General features: G+C 66.3%; 4 protein-coding genes. All 4 read right to left on the reverse strand.

The genetic code is table 11. From position 1 onward, the window contains the following. Positions 1-148: 148 nt before the first annotated feature. Positions 149-946, reverse strand: a complete 798-nt coding sequence (locus tag HCU73_RS18560; protein WP_168624973.1) for a type IV secretion system protein — start codon at positions 944-946, stop codon at positions 149-151. Continuing rightward, the gene (locus HCU73_RS18565; protein WP_168624974.1) at positions 943-2,109 is read right to left on the reverse strand and encodes a lytic transglycosylase domain-containing protein; all 1,167 of its coding nucleotides are present in this window, start codon (positions 2,107-2,109) and stop codon (positions 943-945) included. Before HCU73_RS18565 ends, HCU73_RS18560 begins: the two co-directional genes overlap by 4 nt. A gap of 4 nt (positions 2,110-2,113) precedes the next feature. Beyond that, a complete protein-coding gene (locus tag HCU73_RS18570) occupies positions 2,114-2,329 on the reverse strand; it encodes a hypothetical protein (protein ID WP_168624975.1) in 216 nt (71 codons plus the stop codon). Further along, positions 2,326-2,833: TraG/VirB4 family ATPase (locus HCU73_RS18575; RefSeq protein WP_476748678.1), on the reverse strand; the 508-nt coding region annotated here is incomplete at its 5' end. The genes HCU73_RS18575 and HCU73_RS18570, both read right to left, overlap by 4 nt.

A 2,833-nucleotide genomic window follows, 5' to 3' on the forward strand; every position in this document is an offset into this window, starting at 1 on the left:
GCGGCCGCAAGGCAGCCGAAAACGCCAAAGCCCGCCCCGCCAAGACCGATCATCCGCCAGAGCTGCTCCCGGCGCAGCGCGCCATGGATCAGCTCCTCCTCGACCAGTTCACGCGTGCTCATGCCTGCCGTCATGTCGGGTGCTTTGGTCACGGCCGCAGGCTCGGCAGGGTGAAGTCCATGTAGCGGCGCTCTTCGGCGACGGTGGCGGCATCCACCACGCCCGCATTGCCTGCGCCGAGGGTCTGGATGGCCTCAAGCTCCCACATCCGCGTCATGGCGATGGCCAGTTCCGCCGTGACGCGGGTGTTGTGGTCCATCGACTCCTTGAGATCCTCCATGTCGGGGATCATCGCGACGAGCTGTTCGACACGTTCGAGGGATTGCGCTGCCTCTGCATGGCTGTTCTGGGCCGCCGCCGACATCACGGCACCGGTCGTGGCGCGGGTCGCGACTCCTTCCGCGCCTGGATTGCCACTGGTGGCGATCTCGCGCAGCGAGTCCTCGTCGAACCCGGCACTGGCGAGCGCCTGTTCCATCTGCGTGCGCAGGGGCCCCGCGTTTGGGCCGATCAGGCTCGACCAGTCGCCCGCCTGGATGCCTCGGATCAGGCCGGGGATGTCTTCGAAATTGGCCTGCAGGAGGTCGTCGAGGTCGCCGCCCATAGCGAGGCCGAGGATGCTGCGCGGCCCGGTGAGCGAGGCATACATCTCGTTCAGCTGATCGAGCTGGCCTTGCAACGTCTCGAGTTGCGCCAGCGCATTGTCCAGAAGATCGGTCTGGATCCCGAAATCCTGCAGCATCTGCTGAAGCTGGCGGATTTCCTGGGCGATGTTCTGGGTATCGACCGTGGGCACGCCCTGTGCGGTGACGGGCCCCGCGAGGGCGGAGGTCAGAGCGAGGGTGGCGGCGGTGGTGGTGAGGGAACGGTACAAGCGCCGGATCATCGCAATGTCTCCTGGGTGAAATCCATGAACTGCCGCTCGGCGGCTTGGGCTGCGGCCATGGCGAGTTGTTCCTCGCTCAGCGGCTGGGTATGGGCGGCCTTGATCCGGGTCCGGATCGCGACCAGCCGGGCCAGCTCGGCGCGGGCATAGGTGTTGAGCGCGATGGCCTCATGCAGGTCTTCCGTCTCGCCGATGCGGATGATGATGTCTTGCACCCGCAAGGCGGCGGCACGGACCGAGACGAGCGAATAGTCCCCATAGACCCCCGCCCCATGGGCCGAGAGGCTGAAACTCGCGTTCGCCAGAAGGACGGGATCGATTGTGCCGAGCGCATCGATGCCGCCCACGGCGGCGAGATAGCTGTTGTACTGCTGGGGGATCACAACGACGTAGTGCTGCGTCTCCGCGAAGGGCGGGACGCCGCCGTAGTTCTGCACGTTGCCGGGGCCAGCGTTATAGGCCGCGAGGGCGTGGATGATGTTGCCATCGAACATGTTCAGCATCTGCGCGAGGTACCGCGCGCCCCCCGTCACCTGCAGCCAGGGGTCGTCATAATAGGCCGGATAGATCCCGAGATCGCCGGCCGTACCGGGCATGATCTGGGTGAGGCCGAAGGCCCCTACGGGAGAGCGCGCCCCGATCTGGAAGCGGCTTTCCTGCCAGATCAGCGCCTGCAGAAGGCAGCGCCATTGCACGAGCGAGAGGCCCGCACGGCTCACGCCCGGCAGTCCGTGGGTATGGCGCGCCGCGCGGATGATCAGTTCCTCGATCCCTTCCCGGGCATCGCCAAACATCCGGGCTGCGGCCGGATTGTTGTCCTCGGGCGCGTAGAGGCTGGCGGCTGCGCTTTCGACGTCACCAACCGCCCCCTGCCCCGCCTCGAGCCCGGCCACGGTGCCAGCCACATCGCCCGAGCCAAGGGACATGGCATCCATGAGCCCTTCGAGCGAGGCGAGTTGCTGGCGTTCGATCTCGGCCAGTTCCCCTTCGCGGGTCAGCCGGTCTTGTTGCATCGCCAGGTCGCGATCGGTCTGTTCGAGGATTGCCTGTCGTTCGGCAAACAGGCGCAGGTCGAAGGTTGGCACGCCTTGGGCGACGGCTGGGCCCGCAGCGGGACCAGCCAGCGCAAGGCTGACCACCGAGAGAGGAAGCCAGGTCCGCATTGGCTCAGCCGCCCGCCCCCAAGAGGACGAAATCGCAAGCCGTGTCGCGGCGCGTGACCTCCGCACCCATGGTCGAGATCGTGGCTGTCGCGGTTGCACCTCGTGCGGGCGTATCGCGGAAGTTGAAGCAGTTGGCCTCTGCGGGGTTATGCTGCGCACAAGCCGTCAGGATCAGGCCAAGTCCAAGCAGCAGGACGCTGCGGGTGAGGATACGGGTCATGTCACTCTCCAGAAATCGGGGCGGTCTCGGTAATCGGGACCGACAAGGGCCTCGCCCTTCTCCATGCCGCCGAGGATGGTCACGAGGGGGCCGAGGGCGCTCAGATCGGCATCGATCACCACTGCGCCGCGGTCATCACGAACGAGTGCGAGCCGCGAGGCGGACCCCACGCCCAGAAGCACGTCGAGATCTTTCTCGCTGAGGCCTAGCATGGCGTAATCGGCAGCCGAGGCGCGGATGTTGGGCAGGAGCACCTGGGTTGGCACAGCTTCCACGATGGTCCTGCCGGTCCGCGTGCGTTCGAGCTGGCTGGCATACTGGGTCATCATCACGACGACCGCGTTCTGCTTGCGGGCGGTCACCAGCCAGTTCGAGAGCCGCTCCGCGAAGTAGGCGTTGTCGAGCGCCTTCCAGGCCTCGTCGATGACGATGATCGTGGGCTTGCGGTCTTCGATCACCCGTTCGACCCGGCGGAAGAGATAGGAGAGGACCGCCATGCGTTCC

The organism is Roseicyclus persicicus, from assembly GCF_012395815.1.
Lineage (GTDB): Bacteria > Pseudomonadota > Alphaproteobacteria > Rhodobacterales > Rhodobacteraceae > Roseicyclus > Roseicyclus persicicus.